This window comes from Pectobacterium atrosepticum (assembly GCF_000740965.1).
Lineage (GTDB): Bacteria > Pseudomonadota > Gammaproteobacteria > Enterobacterales > Enterobacteriaceae > Pectobacterium > Pectobacterium atrosepticum.
The window spans coordinates 3,879,080-3,895,465 of record NZ_CP009125.1 but is presented as its reverse complement, the minus strand read 5'-3'; the positions used below and the strand labels follow the sequence as shown (position 1 = coordinate 3,895,465).

The 16,386-nt window shown below is 51.4% G+C and carries 12 protein-coding genes; 7 read left to right on the top strand and 5 right to left on the bottom strand.

From position 1 onward, the window contains the following. Positions 1-17: 17 nt before the first annotated feature. Positions 18-950 carry a LysR family transcriptional regulator gene (locus GZ59_RS17240; protein ID WP_039293388.1) on the top strand — a complete coding sequence of 311 codons (933 nt, stop codon included), beginning with the start codon at positions 18-20 and terminating at the stop codon, positions 948-950. Between the two features lie 15 nt (positions 951-965). Here the strand turns inward: GZ59_RS17240 and GZ59_RS17235 are convergent, their stop codons facing one another. Further along, positions 966-1,949, bottom strand: coding sequence for an MBL fold metallo-hydrolase (locus tag GZ59_RS17235; RefSeq protein WP_039293386.1), 984 nt, complete (start codon positions 1,947-1,949; stop codon positions 966-968). A 203-nt stretch (positions 1,950-2,152) separates the two neighbouring features. On the opposite strand from GZ59_RS17235, the gene queE reads away from it, so the two are divergent. After that, positions 2,153-2,824 (top strand): 7-carboxy-7-deazaguanine synthase QueE, encoded by a 672-nt coding sequence (queE, locus tag GZ59_RS17230; RefSeq protein WP_039293384.1) that lies wholly within the window; start codon positions 2,153-2,155, stop codon positions 2,822-2,824. A gap of 64 nt (positions 2,825-2,888) precedes the next feature. Here queE and queD read toward each other — a convergent pair whose 3' ends face one another. Further along, entirely contained in the window at positions 2,889-3,251 is a 363-nt protein-coding gene (queD, locus tag GZ59_RS17225) for a 6-carboxytetrahydropterin synthase QueD (RefSeq protein ID WP_039293382.1), read from the bottom strand. A gap of 82 nt (positions 3,252-3,333) precedes the next feature. Then, positions 3,334-4,668: a glycoside hydrolase family 28 protein gene (locus GZ59_RS17220; protein ID WP_039293380.1), complete on the bottom strand. Its 1,335-nt coding sequence runs from the start codon at positions 4,666-4,668 to the stop codon at positions 3,334-3,336. Positions 4,669-5,203: 535 nt separating this feature from the next. Here GZ59_RS17220 and GZ59_RS17215 point away from each other — a divergent pair. After that, positions 5,204-6,496, top strand: a complete 1,293-nt coding sequence (locus GZ59_RS17215) for an ABC transporter substrate-binding protein (protein ID WP_039293378.1) — start codon at positions 5,204-5,206, stop codon at positions 6,494-6,496. A gap of 70 nt (positions 6,497-6,566) precedes the next feature. On the opposite strand, the gene GZ59_RS17210 is transcribed toward GZ59_RS17215, so the two are convergent. Continuing rightward, positions 6,567-8,246, bottom strand: a complete 1,680-nt coding sequence (locus GZ59_RS17210; RefSeq protein ID WP_039295221.1) for a hypothetical protein — start codon at positions 8,244-8,246, stop codon at positions 6,567-6,569. Between the two features lie 221 nt (positions 8,247-8,467). Continuing rightward, a complete protein-coding gene (locus GZ59_RS17205; RefSeq protein WP_039293376.1) occupies positions 8,468-9,208 on the bottom strand; it encodes an EAL domain-containing protein in 741 nt (246 codons plus the stop codon). A gap of 525 nt (positions 9,209-9,733) precedes the next feature. Here GZ59_RS17205 and GZ59_RS17200 point away from each other — a divergent pair. The 4 genes from GZ59_RS17200 to GZ59_RS17185 all read left to right on the top strand — a co-directional run bounded on the left by GZ59_RS17200 (position 9,734) and on the right by GZ59_RS17185 (position 16,046). Next, complete coding sequence (locus tag GZ59_RS17200) at positions 9,734-11,458, top strand: PilZ domain-containing protein (RefSeq protein WP_039293374.1); 1,725 nt, start codon at positions 9,734-9,736, stop codon at positions 11,456-11,458. Positions 11,459-11,736: 278 nt separating this feature from the next. Further along, positions 11,737-13,566 (top strand): NADPH-dependent assimilatory sulfite reductase flavoprotein subunit, encoded by a 1,830-nt coding sequence (gene cysJ, locus GZ59_RS17195; RefSeq protein ID WP_039293370.1) that lies wholly within the window; start codon positions 11,737-11,739, stop codon positions 13,564-13,566. After that, positions 13,566-15,299, top strand: a complete 1,734-nt coding sequence (gene cysI / locus GZ59_RS17190) for an assimilatory sulfite reductase (NADPH) hemoprotein subunit (RefSeq protein WP_039293367.1) — start codon at positions 13,566-13,568, stop codon at positions 15,297-15,299. Before cysJ ends, cysI begins: the two co-directional genes overlap by 1 nt. A 12-nt stretch (positions 15,300-15,311) precedes the next feature. Continuing rightward, on the top strand, positions 15,312-16,046 hold the full coding sequence (locus GZ59_RS17185) for a phosphoadenylyl-sulfate reductase (RefSeq protein ID WP_039293363.1): 735 nt from the start codon (positions 15,312-15,314) through the stop codon (positions 16,044-16,046). Positions 16,047-16,386 lie beyond the last annotated feature (340 nt).

Here is a 16,386-nt window from a genome sequence, read left to right as displayed (position 1 = left end):
ACTTGATACTAACTATCATGGAAAATGATTTTCGAGGCGTGGATTTAAATCTGCTGGTGACATTTCTGGTGTTGTATCGCGAAAAAAGCGTCTCCGCTGCGGCGGATAAGCTGCATTTGGGGCAGCCCGCCGTAAGTGGTGCGCTGGCGCGTTTGCGTACACTGTTTGACGATCCGCTGTTTATCCGCACGGGGCAGGTGATGCGCCCAACGGCGCGCGCGGATTATCTGGCGACCCAACTGTCACCTACTTTTGAACAGTTGCAGTCGGTTTTGGGCGATCCCGAGAGATTTGATCCGCGGACAGATTCACGTGTGATCACGCTGGGAATGACCGATTGGGTAGAAATATGGCTGATGCCGTTGTTGCTGAAACGGCTCAACGCGACTGCGCCTAATTTGCGCATCAACCTTGTTGCCACCGATCCGTTTTTAGATGTGGATCGGCTGGAAAATGACAGCGTCGATCTGGTGATCTCCGTTGCCAGCTCGCAGGCTAACTGGTTGAAGCAGCGCGCGTTGCTATCGTCAGGGTTCCGAGTGCTTTGGCATCCACAGCAGCTCACGTTGCCATATCCTCTTCCTCTGGCTCTATACAGCCAGCAGCGCCATTTACTGGTGACTTACCGTGAACGTGCACGTGGTGTTGTGGACGACATGCTGGAAAAACAGGAAATGACGCGGACGATTCATTACACCACGCCGCATTTCTCCGCTCTGCTGGGAATATTGCAGCAAACGCCGTCAGTCGCTACCGTACCGGAAAAGCTGGCGACGCTGTGGTGTCAGCATTACGGCCTGGTCGACAGCCCGGTTCCGCTTGATTTACCGAGATATACGCTCTCGGCGCTCTGGCATGCAAGGCAGGACAGTAATCCGGCGATCAAGTGGCTGTATGAGCAAATTGCGGAGGTGGTGGAGGAGCAGGAGGCGAATTCGCCCCCTGCTTGAGTGACGGCGAGGGGATTACTGTGACAGCCCAGCTATGCTGTAATTCGCCGGAAGCCAGCGGTAACCGTTGGTGGTGCCGTTGCGTTCCAGGCGTGTACCTACGTGGCCGATGCCGGGGAAGGGCAGGTGAGCACCCGCGACCCAATAACCCTGACTAGCGGCGTCGGCCAGTGCTTTATTACGAGATTCCGTCGCCTGATCCATATTTGAGTCAAAGCTGATGGTGGTGGCTGGTAAGCTCATCTGTACTGCTTCCGCATGAACGATGTCTCCCCATACCAGCAACTTTTTCCCCTCGCTTTCAACCATAAACGAGGTGTGTCCCGGCGTATGCCCTGGGCTTGGAATCGCGGTGATTCCGGGCAGAAGTACCGTCTGCGGGGCTGGGAAGGTTTTCAGCTTGTTATCTTTCTTAATAGCATCAAAAATATTTTGCACGCGTTGGAACGCCGCCTTTCTACCTTCTGGCGCATTCTTCAGATTTTCTGGGCTGAGCCAGAAGTCGGTTTCTGGTTGACTGACATACACGGTGGCATTCGGGTAGTTCAGCTTATTGTCCTGCACCAAACCGCCAAAGTGGTCACCGTGTAGGTGGGTCATCAATACGGTATCGACCTGTTCAGGCTTATAACCCGCCGCAATCAGATTCGGCAGCACTTTCCCTACCGTAGGGTTACTTTGTTTACCGTTGCCGGTATCGATCAGAATCAGGTGTTTCCCGGTATTGACCAAATAGGCGTTGATCGATGTTTCCACCTGTGGCGTTAGCGATTTTTCTGCCAACAGTTCGGTGATTTTTTCTGGCGGGGTGCGCTGCAACAGTTTGTCCATGGACATGGTGTTGGTGCCGTCAGACAGGGCGGTGATTTCAAACTGTCCGAGCATCATGCGGTAATAGCCTGGCTGCGTTTTAACCTGGGCGATATCCTGTGCCTGCGTAAACGCAGGCACAAATGCACAAGAGGCGAGTAATAGGGCTAATGGTTTCAATAACTTCATTTATTTTTGTCCTTGTTAATAATGAAACATGAAAGCAGGTGAAATCGTAACAACAGATTGATTATTGACGCACTCGTCGAATTACTCAACTGTCCTCGGCTTGGCGTGTTGCTGACGAATAGGTTGCTGAGCAGCTGCCGCCCTGCAACGCGAATGATTTAGGGTATAATGTGTTTTTTTAAGTCAGCGAGACAGTGAAAAACATGCAGTACCCGATTAATGAAATGTTCCAGACGTTACAGGGCGAAGGCTATTTTACCGGTGTTCCGGCGGTGTTTGTGCGCCTGCAAGGTTGCCCGGTAGGCTGTAGCTGGTGCGATACCAAACATACCTGGGACAAACTGGCAGAGCGGGAAACCTCATTGGATCAGGTGCTGGTAAAAACGGAAGAAAGCGACGCCTGGGGCGCGGCGAGTGCGGAGGATATTCTGGCACTGATGGCGCAGCAGGGTTACACCGCACGCCATATTGTGATCACCGGTGGCGAGCCCTGCATTCATGATTTGGCACCGCTGACGCTACAGTTGGAAAAGCAGGGCTTCAGCTGCCAGATCGAAACCAGCGGCACGCACGACGTGCGCTGTTCGCCCAAAACCTGGGTGACAGTATCGCCAAAGGTGAACATGCGTGGCGGCATGAAGGTGCTCGATCAGGCGCTGCAACGGGCAGATGAGATCAAACATCCGGTGGCGCGTGAACGTGACATCGAAGCGTTAGATGCACTGTTGGCGCGGCTTGATGATGATAAGCCGCGCATCGTAGCGTTACAGCCGATCAGTCAGAAAGACGACGCGACCAAACTGTGCATCGCAACCTGTATTGCCCGCAACTGGCGCCTTTCCATGCAGACCCATAAGTACCTGAATATCGCCTGATATCAGGAGGCGTGAGAGAGGGATCTTCACGCCAGACTACATACCACTTCTTACCACTTCCTCGTTACTCGCCTTTATAGACGCAGCCTGCGGTACAGGTTTCTTTCACCATCACGGCGCTGAGCAGCGGTAGTGTTGGCTTCAGCTGTTGCCAGATCCAGTGTGCCAGCACTTCGCTGGTTGGGTTTTCCAGACCGGGGATCTCATTCAGATAGTGATGATCCAACCGTTCCCATGTCGCCTTGAACGCGGCTTTCAGTTCAGAGAAATCCATCACCCAGCCGGTATACGGATCGACTTCACCGGTAATTTCCAGTCTCACCATGAAAGAGTGCCCATGCAGTCTCCCGCATTTGTGGCCTTCTGGCACGTGAGGCAAATGATGTGCGGCTTCAAACTGAAAATCTTTAAATAGTGTAGTGACCATAGCGATGTTCCCGGTTCCGTTCTGAAAAAGGGGCTTCCAGAACATAGTATGCAAAAAGCCGTCGCATACTACCCGAAAGTGCTTATTCTTCCAACTGCACGATCGCGGCGTGATGCCAGCCGGATGGCAGCGGATCGGGGCGGTGGATCGTCATGTGGCTGGTGGTCAGGTTCAGGACGCCACGGGCAAAGAGTGCAGGCATGCCGTCTGGATAATGCTCAACGCCGAAGGCGCGGCCCGTTACAGGATCGACCCGATATGCATTGTCCAGCCCCATTCCTGTTGGGCGTTCTGGGTTGCAGGGTGGGCGCACATCGTACATGCCCTGTTCCGGTGAATCGCTCTGCCGCTGTTCGAGATGCACCGCGTGGAAGTGGATATCGCGAATGTAGCCTGCGGGTGTGCTGTGCAGGTTAATCGCCCCCTCGCTGATCCCAGCGATCTGAGAAAATTGTACCGCTTCGATCCGGCCCGGCTCGATGGCGGGATCGCGATAGCGTACGGAGATAAAGATCGGATCGGCCTTGCCCCAGTGGCACGGATGTGCGGCAACGCACTGGAACGTGATGTTGCTGAATTGCAGGCGTCGGAATGCGCCACCATCACGAGAGATCAGGCCGATTGCGCGGTTGGTATCGTAAATAGCGCAGTTGCTGACGGAGATATCTTCGATATCGGCAAAGGTTTCGGTGCCGATTTTCAGCGCGCAGCTCTTGGAACGCAGCAGGCAGTTACTGATAACAACCTGCTGCACCTTACGTTGCAGATGGGGCGGCTTATGGGTGGTTTTGATGCACAGCGCATCGTCGGCAGCGCTCAATGAACAGTTACTGATTTGCACCTGCTGACAGCTGTCGAGATCCAACGCATCGGTATTCGCCATGCTCAGATCGTTATCAATCGTCAAACGTTCGACGATGATCTGGCGACAGCTGACCAGATGCACGGTCCACATTGGGGCGTGCTCAATCGTAAAATCGCACAGGCGAACGTGTTCGCAATCCTCGAAGACCACAATACGTGGGCGATGTTGTGCAGGCAGACGGTAGCCTTGATCGTCTGGTTCCGCAGAAAAATACGCATCGGCATTCCCCATGATCTTACCCTGACCGCAGATCGTGATATTGCGCTGTTGATAGGCATAAAGAAACGCACGGTGCGACAGTTCGGCCATGCTGATCGTCGTGGCCTGCGCAAATTGTTCATAGTCGCCGCTGACGATGAGCTCAGCTCCGGCCTCCAGTTGCAGACAAAAATTGGAAGGCAGCAATAATCCCCCTAACAGATAACGTCCCGGTTCCACCGTCAGCGTGCCGCCGCCCTGTGTCGCAATCTGATCGATAGCCTGCTGAAAAATGGCAGTATCCGGTGTGACGCCATCAGCGGCGGGGGAGTATGACTGAATAGAGTGTTTCATGATGAGATCCAATTTTGTCTTTCATGATCGCATTGCAGCATGTTTTGGGGTGTTCGGCAGGTCTGCCACGATGAAATCTGCGGAGCTTGGAACTGGCTTCACAGCGCAGGGCATACCGCTTAAGAGAATGTGAAAGGCATAACGAAGAGGGCGACACGGTGCTTCATGCAGTGTGTGTTTCATCACGCTTTTAGGCTGCTTTCTCTCTTTTGCCGGGTACGTGGAGTGATTTTGTTGTTTTTGTGTTTCTTATTTGTGAATTAAATCTCTTTTTGGTGTGGTGCGTCGGTTAATGATGTGAGGCGCCTCCCTACCGCGTCAGATAGGACTCATGCTGCGTGGTTGAAATGCCTGCCAACGCGACGCTGTCATCAACATTTCTTCCATCCGTCCCGCAAATCACGCGTTTTCCCGCCGTGGTGACTGGCGCGATAAAAAAGGTTCTGCCTATCTTGTCAGGGTCGAGAATACCCTACCTGTTCTCATCTATACGCCACACCAGACACACCACAATAATAATGTCGTTGGGGGAAAAATGAGATTACTTGGACTGATTGTCATCGCCTTCTCTGCGCTCTGTTCGCTCGCGCAGGCTGCTGAACCAGTGGAATTACGCCTCTCCTGGTGGGGAGGAAACAGCCGTCATCAGGCGACGTTGAGTGCGCTGGAAGCTTTTCAGAAACAATATCCATATATCAGCGTAAAACCAGAATATACCGGTTGGGACGGGCACTTATCTCGTCTGACGACGCAAATTGCCAGCGGTGAGGAGCCGGATGTACTCCAGGTGAACTGGAATTGGCTGCCGATTTTTTCCAAGACTGGCACTGGGTTTTATGACCTGAATAAGCTGACCGATACACTGAAATTGCAGGATTTCCCCGAAGATGCGCTGAAGCCAGCAACCATCGACGGTAAGGTGAACGCGATTTCCACCTCGCTGAATGCGTTGGTGATGTACTACAACACGGAAACCTGGAAGAAGGCTGGGCTGCCGTACCCCACCAATTGGGATGAGCTGTTCCATGCGGGCAAGGTATTTAAAGAAAAACTGGGTGATAACTATTTCCCGATTGCTTCGCCTGCGCAGGACAGCGGTGAAGGCATGCTGGAGTTGATCAACTATTACATGACACAGAAATATCAGATCGGCATGATCGATGAGAAGAACAAACGCTTTAACTACAGCGAGGCACAATGGATCGAGGCGTTCCGCTTTTACAAGCGTTTGATCGACGAACACGTAATGCCGTCTTCGAAGTATTACAACGCGTTTGGCAAAGTGGGTATGTATGAAACGCGCCCTTGGATTAACGGTGAATACGGTGGTGCGCATCTGTGGATTTCGGTCGTGAAGAAATACGCCGATCCGCTGGCGGCACCCGGCAAGCTTGAATTAGGGCCATATATCATGACGCCAGGTTCGGATAATTCAGGACAGTTCTTCAAACCGTCGATGCTGTTTGCCATCAGCAAAAACACCAAACACCCGAAAGAAGCAGCGCTGTTGCTGAATTTCCTGATGAACGATCCTGAAGGGGCGCTACTGATGGGGACCGAGCGCGGTATTCCGCTCAGCCGCATTGCCAGACATACGCTAGAAGAAAAGCAGAAGCTGGACACCAACGATCTGTCGGTTGCCGGATTATCGCTTGCGTTGCAAAAGCCGATGCAAACATCTGTTTCTTCCTATCTTGAAGATCCCCAGCTTGCCAGCCTGATCCTGCAAACCATCGAACAGCTCGATTATAGTAAAAAGAGCGTCGAAGAGTCGGCGAAAAACTTCAGCAATTCTGGGGAGCGAATTCTGAAACGAGTCATTCGCTAAGCGAATGACTGGCTAAGATAGTTGCTGACTAAGGTGTTTTACTGATTAAGGTATATTACTGGCCGGTGCGTTACGCGAGTTCAGCCAACTGCTGTTGCAGGCTATCGGCTAACGCGCGCGGACGCCCGGCATCAAACATCACATGCATGCTCACCGGGTAATCCCGGTGTTGCAGGCAGAAATCTTCCATCTCATGTCCAATGCCGTATAACGCCTGAATATTGGTTTTGGCGATTTCACGCAGCGTCCAGTTGTTCTCCACCTGTTTGCAGTAGTGCAGCGTAAAGAAGGCTTTCTGTGCGTGAACAAATGCGCGGCAATACAGCGTCAGCCCACGCCATTCCTGCTGCCAGCGCTGTCTGAGCGCCTCTGGCATTGTGTGTTCACGGGAAAATTGCAGTGCGGCCTGCTGGCACTGTTCCGCCAATTGCCACGCGACATCTTTCTCTTTCGCGATATGATAGAGGTTTTGCGATGCCAGCTCGGCATGCTGCGGGTCGAACGTAATATCTTGCCCAGAACCCGGCAGCCAGTGGTTACGGTTGAGCTGACCGTACAGACTCCAGATTGCCTGACCAAAGCTGGTCGGCAGCAGGCTGTGGCGATGAAAAACGTGGTGACGCGTATATAGCGACAGAGAAACGGCCTGATGCGCCTGATCTAATAAGGTCTGCATGGTGTGCAGTACGCTATCGTCCGGCTGCCACTGATAGCGCGTCATTAACCACTGTGCAAACAGCGTACTTTCGTTTGCTGATGCAGTCTGGTTAGTGAGTAATCGGGAGCAGGCGAACAGGGTGAACTCGCTTAGCGTGCCGATCACGCTGTGATTATCGACGCCCTCCCAACTGATACGGCACAGTGCGCTGACAATCGCGGGATTTTTCTCCCTGCACCACAGCAACCGCCCTTGTACCTCGGTGTAGCGTAGGAAGGGCAGATTGCCCCAGCCGACCTCTTCGCCAGCCAGATCCAGCTCAACCCAGACTTCGCGCCCGCTAATGTCCAGCAGTGCTGGATTATTGGGAAATTCAGGCCAGAAGCGCTCTGGCGTGACTTTGATAGCGACGGAGACGGATTCCGGCAGTGTACGAATGGCGTTCAGAACGTTACCGATATCCTGATGGCTGGCGGGAAACGCGCGCAACACCAGATGGCGCTGGTGATAGTGCATGACGCGGGCGACGGCGGAGAATAACCGGTGGTAGATCTGCTCGCTGTCGGCGTTGGTCGGCCAGTGGGTGGTGACAGGAACGACGCCGTTGATCTCATCGCCGGAAGGGGCAGAAAAGCGCAGCAGACTGTCGCTGTTGGAGATCGCCAGCAGCAGGCCACTCAGACGTGGTATTTGCTGTATCAGCAGTTCGACTTTGGCAGCAAGGTAGTCGCACCAAAAATCGGTATCCATGCGGAGGCTATGTTTGTCGCCGAGTAATTCTGGGTGATGAAGCAGTAGATCCGTGGGAAACGACAGCTCTTTGCATTGCAGATACAGCGACAGTCCCTGTTCGCGGCAGTGCGCCGCAATCTGATTCAGGTAAACGCAGCGGGAACGCTGCTGGCTGCTGATGCGATCGTCAAAACGCGCGTTATTGTAGGCTTCCGGCGTCACGAGTTTATCCAGTAAATCTGCCGCACCCAGCACCAGCGTATTGAAGCCGTGTTCACAGGCGTAATCGACGATCGAGATGGCCTGTTGCCAGTGCCATATATCCTGCGTATTGAGTTCCAGCGCGCGTCGTTGCCACATCATTTTTCTCCCGTTGCCACTGGCGTGAGTATCGCATTGATGCGCTAGCGCAAAGGATAAATTCCTGGGGAGAACGCCAGAAATGTGAGCGTGTTCGCTAATGTCGATCGCCTAAGGCGTTGTTGGCGGGGGATTTATCGTGGGAGTGAATATCGCAGACCGATTATGACGCGCTAACCTGCGAGGAACAGGGCAGCAGAAGCTGGGGTGCAAGCTACAAGCTAAAAACCTTCCAGTAGCCTTAATTGGCTGAACGTTAATGGACGATAGAAAATATATCCTTGAATACCAATGGGATGGTATTTATTTAATCGATTTAAATCGGTGGCTTTTTCAACACCCTCACAGATAATATTTACCCCAAGAGGAATAAGTTTATTCAATAAGACTTTTAGTTTTTGTGATTTTGTTTCTTCTTTACCAATGCCATCTATAATGGAGCGATCGATTTTTATCGTATCGAAGTTAAACAAACTCAAGCTGTCTATCTGTAGATTTCCTGCGCCAAAATCATCTAATGAAATCATAAAGCCATATTTTTTGGCTTGGTTTAAAAAAGGTATTCCATCAATTAACTGCTGTCGGGTCGTTTTTTCACTGATCTCTATTTCTATATTCTGTGGGCTAACATTATTGCTTAAGCATTTCTGATATAAGCTTTCCAGATAGAGAGTGTTATTAAAAAGTAAGTGCGACAGGTTGAATGATATTGTCATGCTGTTTTTGTTTTTTATTACCTGACAAACAACATCAAACATAAAATCTGTTACTTTATCGATTGCTTGACACTTCTCAATTTTATCTATTGTTTGCTGAGTTGGTGTGAGTATCCCTTCCGAGTTATAAAACCTGGCGAGGGCTTCATAGCGGAATATTTTATTTTTAGGGAGATGGATAATAGGCTGAAATTCTGCTGTTAGCCTAAGAATTTCTCCATCGATATTCAATGTTGTTGTATTCATTTTACTGATTACTCACCCTCTCCATAGAAATAGGAATTCCATAACATGGCTCGTTTGGATTCTACACAATAATTTGGAATATTTGGAAATTGTTTTAAATGATCAATAATTCCCGTTTGATAGTTTTTGGCTATCAACAAAAAACTAATGATCGTTTAAATCTATATTGATGTTTGTTTTTTATTCCATTAATGATATTTTTAATGGAATTTATTATTAATAATTCTCGTTTGTTTGGTTTTTATGATTATTTTGTTTGTATTTTGATCAATTTGATGGGGCGTGCGATCGTTGTGACTTCATGTCATCCTTGTTAGGATGATAAGCGATGTTAAGATCGTTGTTTCATAATGATATCGGGGTGAGAAGCAACTCGGAATTGTTCCTGAGTGACATTTACACTTAGTAATAATATACATTTTCTAAAGACTTTAATCCCACGTGATAATTCGTTTTTTAAAAAAATAGAAATCCTTTTTTGGGTTTTTGGGTATATCACCATCGCATTAATAGGTGGATTTTATCGTGGAACACTTTTCTCCTCCTCCCGCTAAAGTGATTAGCGCATTGCTGCAACATACCTATGTGATGTCTGTCTATGCCAAAGATATGCTATATGCATTGAAAGCAGATGTTGCGGAACTGAACCTGAATAAAGGTCGTATGGTATTAGATGTTGAATATTCTGGCTCGGATATCGATAAGTATCTTGTCGATGGTGGCTTGAATTTTGATCTGGAGGCACTCAAAGGCACGGAGAGCATAGAACGAGAAACCTACAGTCTTTGTAATATCCCTACCCAATTATTCAAGACGGACAGTATGTTTTATCGTCTGGAATGTCGCTTGCCAGAGTCTGTGTTTGTCACGGAAAACAGGGGGGCGATTCGTATTCCCTTTATTCTTGGTATGCAGGCCCGTGCTCGCATTGAAGTTTATCTACATGCGCTTAATGTGCCCGGGATGGTGCGTAATTTATCGACCGGTGGATGTATGGTTGAAATCGATCTGGTTGAGAGTATCGCGATTGAAGTGGGTCAAGATATTCCCGGAATCACGCTTGAATTCCCTAACGGAGAAAGTTTTTATGCCGAGGGGAAAATTCGCCATATACGGCCCTTTGGGAATAATGGCTATGCAGCCGTCGGCATCCAATTTATCAATTTGTCTTCATCCCAGTCGGAAGCCTTGCTTCACTACACGAATGAGTCTGAAAGAGAGGCGGCATACCGAACCGGCGTCACTGGCAGCATGGTGTATTCGTCCCCGTTGTTCATTCCGGGCACCAAGGAGAAAAACATATTGCTGCGAGAAAGTCAGGAGCGAGAGAAACGTACTCGTCAGACGTCCATGGAACGAGGAGTGATGGAGGTTGCTCATCGGCTTCAGATTGGGCTGATGTACATGAAAACGCGCAATCAACTGCCTATTGATATCTTTTACGACTGCGTTGACACCTTGCTCTATATGGTTAAAAAAGAGAGAAAAGCCTTTTTGTACGCGCTGTCGTTCCTGCGCGATGAGGCGGATTGGGTCAGACATGCGGTGCAGGTCGCGGGGAAGCTGGCTGATATGCTGTTAATTTCCGACCCACATAATCCTCAGGTGCGTGAGGCGGTGTTAGGCGCGTTACTCCACACGATGGGCAAGCCGCTGCTAGTAAACGCCCGTCTTCCGTCGCTGAAAGTGAATATGAACCCGGCGCAGAAGGCGATCCTTAGCGGTCATGTAGGCGTGCTGTGTGCGAAACTTCATGAATTAGGCTGGGTGCTCAGCCCCACGTGTTGCGATGTGATAGAAAATGCTAACGAGCGTTTGGACGGTAGCGGCTATCCGCAAGGTAAACGCGCCGATCGGCTATCGGAGTTAATCCGATTAGTGTCCGTGATTAAGGCAATTAATAAGCTGAGGTATGCGCGTAATGGCATTTCTCCTCGCACGCCATTGGCTACCTACCGCAAAGTCTATGAGGCGAGCGGTGCCTATGATAAGGCCGTGTTGGTCAAATACGTGCAAATTTACGGCCTCTACCCAATAGGCAGTCTGGCGAAATACTCGGGAGGCTTTCTTGGGTGGGTGATGGATATTGATAAAAAGGGCAAGCCTATCGTGGTGCATCTCATCAAGAACCTTCGCTTTCCTGATACCAATATCAGCAGTGTCGTTTCTAATGGCGACTTATTGCAGGTCGGTAAGCTCGAAAATATCGTCAATCCTGACGATTTCGGCATGAAAGTCCTAAAAATTTAGCCCACATCCTGTTTGTATGGGGCTGCGCGGCAGCCCCACTTTCCTCATGAGTTCCTACCTATACCGCCATGAAACGCGCACCCCATCGGCTATAACACTTTAAGCAATAAGGACTATCAGAAAAACCATTTAGTCATTTTGGTTATTTAATATTTCCATCATTTCTTTAATTGTTAAGATGCAGATCGTTACCCTTATCCTCCATCCATCTTTTTATTGCATGTTTTTGTATTAGCGCCGTTGGCTAACTGCACAGGCACAAGGAAACAGAAATCACAATGACTACTCCGGTTTCCCCCACTTCGTTGCTTCCGCTGAGTGCGGAGCAATTAACGCGTTTACAGGCGGCAACCGGTGATTTCTCATCGACGCAGCTGGCCTGGCTATCCGGCTATTTCTGGGGGCTGATACAACAGCCTGGGAACGTGCAACCTGGTGCAACGATCGACGCGGCGACCACCGCTTCTGCGGTAACGGTGCCGGTACAAACTATCACGCTTATTTCCGCCTCGCAGACCGGCAATGCGCGTCGGGTCGCGGAACAATTGCGTGACGACCTGCTGGCGGCCAAGCTGTCCGTCAATCTGGTCAATGCGGGTGATTACAAATTCAAGCAAATCGGGCAAGAAAAACTGCTGCTGATCGTGGCGTCGACGCAGGGTGAAGGGGAGCCAGCGGAAGAGGCGGTGGCACTGCATAAGTTTCTGCTTTCCAAAAAAGCGCCGGAGCTGAAAGACACCGCGTTTGCGGTGTTTGGGCTGGGTGATACCTCTTATGAATTCTTCAGCAAGGCGGGTAAAGATTTCGATGGTCGTCTGGCTGAGTTAGGCGCGGAACGCTTGCTGGATCGCGTTGATGCCGATGTGGATTATCAGGCGCTTGCCGCACAATGGCGACGTCAGGTGGTTGACATTTTGCAGGCGCGGGTGCCGGTTCAGGGCAACGCGGTGGCACAGCTTGCCGCTCAGGGCGCACTGGATGAAATTACCAGCAGCCCGTACAGCAAATCCTCGCCGTTGCAGGCCACGTTTGCCGTGAATCAGAAAGTGACCGGACGTGGTTCAGAAAAAGACGTGCGCCATATCGAGATTGATCTGGGGGATTCCGGTTTACGTTATCAGCCGGGTGACGCGCTGGGTGTCTGGTTCGATAATGATCCTGAGCTGGTACAGGAATTGCTGGAGCTGCTGTGGCTGAAAGGCGATGAATCCGTCAGCGTTGACAGCAAGACGCTGCCACTGTCGCAGGCGCTGAAAAGCCACTTTGAGCTGACGCAAAATACTGCGCCGATCGTCGAGAAATATGCTGCGTTGTCGCGCAATGAGACGCTGTTGTCGCTGCTGGCTGATAAGCCTGCGCTTCAGCAGTTTGCGCAGCGGACGCCGCTGGTTGATATGGTGCGACAAGCGCCAGTAGAACTGACGGCGGAACAGTTGCTTGGCCTGCTGCGTCCGTTGACGCCACGTCTTTACTCCATTGCTTCATCACAGGCAGAAGCCGAAAGCGAAGTGCATATCACCGTTGGTGTGGTGCGCTATGAATATGAAGGCCGTGCACGTGCCGGTGGTGCCTCCAGCTATCTGGCCGACAGGCTGAGTGAAGACGATGAAATCCGCGTCTTTATCGAGCATAACGATAACTTCCGCCTGCCTGCCAATTCGGAAACTCCTGTCATCATGATTGGGCCGGGAACCGGGATTGCGCCGTTCCGCGCCTTTATGCAACAGCGCGATGCCGAAGTGGCGGAAGGAAAGAACTGGCTGTTCTTCGGTAATCCACACTTTATGGAAGACTTTCTGTATCAGGTTGAATGGCAGCGCTACGTGAAAGAAGGGCTGTTGACGCACATCGATCTGGCGTGGTCGCGCGATCAAGCACACAAAATCTATGTACAGGACAAACTGCGGGAAAAAGGCGCGGAAGTCTGGCGCTGGATTCAGGACGGTGCGCACTTGTACGTGTGTGGCGATGCTAACCGTATGGCGAAAGACGTCGAGCGAGCACTGCTGGATGTGATAGTTGAGCATGGCGGCATGGACAGTGAACAAGCCGACGAGTTTTTAAGCGATCTGCGCCTTGAGCGCCGTTATCAGCGAGATGTGTACTAATGAGCGAAAAATACGTTTTCAGTGAAAAACACCCTGGCCCCTTGGTGGTAGAAGGGAAACTCACTGATGCAGAGCGCATGAAGACAGAAAGTAACTTTCTGCGTGGCACGATTGCTGAAGACCTGAACGATGGTCTGACCGGCGGCTTTAAGGGCGATAACTTTCTGCTGATCCGTTTCCACGGCATGTATCAGCAGGATGATCGCGATATTCGTGCCGAGCGTGCCGAACAGAAGCTGGAACCGCGCCATGCGATGCTGCTGCGTTGCCGTTTGCCTGGTGGGGTGATGACGCCGCAGCAGTGGTTACGGATCGACAAATTTGCTGGCGAGAACACGATTTATGGCAGCATTCGTATCACCAACCGTCAGACGTTCCAGTACCACGGTATTCTCAAATCGAACGTGAAACCGGTACACCAGATGCTGAATAGCATCGGTCTGGATGCGCTGGCGACGGCGAACGACATGAACCGTAATGTGCTGTGTACGTCTAACCCGAGAGAGTCCGAACTGCATCAGCAGGCGTATGAGTGGGCGAAGACGATCTCTGAGCATCTGCTGCCGCGCACGCGTGCCTATGCTGAGATCTGGATGGATCAGGAAAAAGTGGCGACGACGGATGAAGAGCCGATTCTGGGTTCAACGTATCTGCCGCGTAAGTTTAAAACTACCGTCGTGGTTCCGCCGCAGAATGATGTGGATCTGCATGCGAACGATCTTAACTTCGTGGCGATTGCCGATAATGGCCGTCTGGTGGGCTTTAACGTGCTGGTGGGCGGTGGGCTTTCTATCGCGCACGGCGACAAAGAAACCTATCCGCGTACTGCCAGTGAGCTGGGCTATATTTCTATTGAGCATACGCTGGCCATCGCGGAAGCGGTGGTGACCACGCAGCGTGACTGGGGCAACCGTACCAATCGTAAAAATGCCAAAACCAAATACACGCTGGAGCGTGTGGGTGTAGACAACTTCAAGCAGGAAGTGGAAGCTCGCGCCGGTGTGAAATTTGAAGCGGTACGCCCGTATGAATTCACCGAACGTGGCGATCGCATCGGCTGGGTAAAAGGCATCGACAATAAATGGCACCTGACGTTGTTTATCGAAAACGGTCGTATTCTGGATTATCCGGGTCGTCCGCTGAAAACCGGTCTGGCGGAAATCGCCAAGATCCATAAAGGGGATTTCCGCTTAACGGCGAATCAGAATTTGATCGTGGCGGGTGTTCCTGCACGGAGCAAAGCGAAGATTGATGCGCTGGCGCGTGAACATGGACTGATTGATGACAGCGTCAGTGAGCAACGCAAGAATTCGATGGCCTGCGTATCGTTCCCGACCTGCCCGTTGGCAATGGCAGAAGCTGAGCGTTTCCTGCCGGAATTTGTCACGAAGGTGGAAGGTATTATGCAGCAGCACGGCGTCGGTGATGAGCACATTGTCCTGCGCGTTACGGGCTGTCCAAACGGCTGTGGCCGCTCGATGCTGGCGGAAATCGGTCTGGTGGGCAAAGCGATGGGACGCTATAACCTGCACCTTGGCGGGAATCGCGAGGGGACTCGCATTCCCCGTATGTATCGCGAAAACATTAATGAAACCGAGATCCTCGCCGAAATCGACAGGCTTGTCGGGCTATGGGCGCAAGATCGTCTTCAGAATGAAGGCTTCGGCGATTTCGTTATTCGTACCAAAATCATTAGACCGGTGCTGGATCCCGCCCGCGATTTTTATGACTGATAGGAGATCCTGATGGCCGAATTTAACCTTAAGGCGCTCAACGCGTTACCGAAAGAGGAACAGGTGGCCGCGCTGGCGGCTGTGAATGGCCAGCTTGAACAGCTGTCCGCGCAGGAAAGGGTGAGCTGGGCGCTGGAGAATTTACCGGGCGATTTCGTTTTGTCGTCCAGTTTCGGCATTCAGGCTGCGATATCGCTACATCTGGTGACGCAACAGCGGCCGGATATTCCGGTCATCCTTACGGATACCGGCTATCTGTTTCCTGAAACCTATCAGTTTATTGATGCACTGACGGAACAGCTGAATCTGAATCTGCACGTGTATCGCGCCGCAGAGTCTCCAGCATGGCAAGAGTCTCGTTATGGCAAGCTGTGGGATCAGGGCGTGGAAGGTATTGAGCGCTACAACCTGCTGAATAAAGTCGAGCCGATGAATCGGGCGTTGAGCGAGCTAAACGCTGGGACGTGGTTTGCTGGCCTGCGCCGTGAACAGTCCGGCAGTCGGGGGGAATTGCCAGTGCTGGCGATTCAGCGCGGCGTCTTCAAATTCCTGCCGATTATCGATTGGGATAACCGGACGGTGTATCAATATCTGAAAGAAAACGGCCTGAGCTACCATCCGCTGTGGGATCAGGGCTATTTGTCAGTCGGCGATACGCACACCACCCGCAAATGGGAACCGGGCATGAGCGAAGAAGAAACCCGCTTCTTCGGCTTAAAGCGCGAGTGCGGGTTGCACGAAGGGTAAAGGCATCTGACACATTGTCGTTTGTCTCTTAGCCATATTTTTATGCAGATGAGGAGACGGTTTCGTGCGCCACAATATTGCCATTCCATGCTACTTCGTCGCACACGCCCGACACGGGGCGGCTCAAACGCCACTCGCCCCGTGACCCCTAGGCTTTCGGCGTAAATTATGCCGCTAACGCGATGCCTTCGTCGATATCTGGCTTAACGGACCGCTTGCGACACGTTCCCGACGTGGCGCAAGCTTTCGCCGCGTCCTGCGGCTCATCCTAAGCCAGCTACCTCCTCAGCATAATTTTTTACGCCGGGGAATAGCAAAATCTGCGAAGCCTGTGGATTTG